The organism is Halomonas marinisediminis, assembly GCF_004347715.1.
Classification (GTDB): Bacteria; Pseudomonadota; Gammaproteobacteria; order Pseudomonadales; family Halomonadaceae; genus Halomonas; species Halomonas icarae.
In genome coordinates this window covers 1-301 of record NZ_SLTR01000259.1, presented here as the reverse complement: position 1 = coordinate 301, position 301 = coordinate 1, and the positions used below count along the sequence as shown (strand labels likewise).

Genomic DNA, 301 nt, shown 5'->3' with positions numbered 1-301 from the left:
ATCGGCAACATCCTCCTGATCCTCGGCATCGCGGCGCTGCTGGCCCCGGTCGCCGTCAGCCCGGCCGCCCTGCGGCGCGACGGCGGGGTGATGGGTCTGGCCACGCTGCTCTGCCTCGGCGCGGTGCTGTGGGGCGAGATCGGCCGCGGGGTCGGCGCGGGTCTGGTGGCCGCCTTGCTGGCCTATCTCGGCTTCACCCTGTGGTCCGAAAAACGCGCAGGCGGCACCGAGGCGGCGGCGGTCTATGCCGACGAGGCCGCGCTGGTGCCCCGCTCCGGACGGGGGCGCGCGGCTGAACTCG

1 pseudogene is annotated in these 301 nt (G+C 75.1%); it reads left to right on the top strand.

Annotated elements, in window-relative coordinates:
• Positions 1-301, top strand: a pseudogene (locus E0702_RS16610) (calcium/sodium antiporter); the annotation flags it as partial.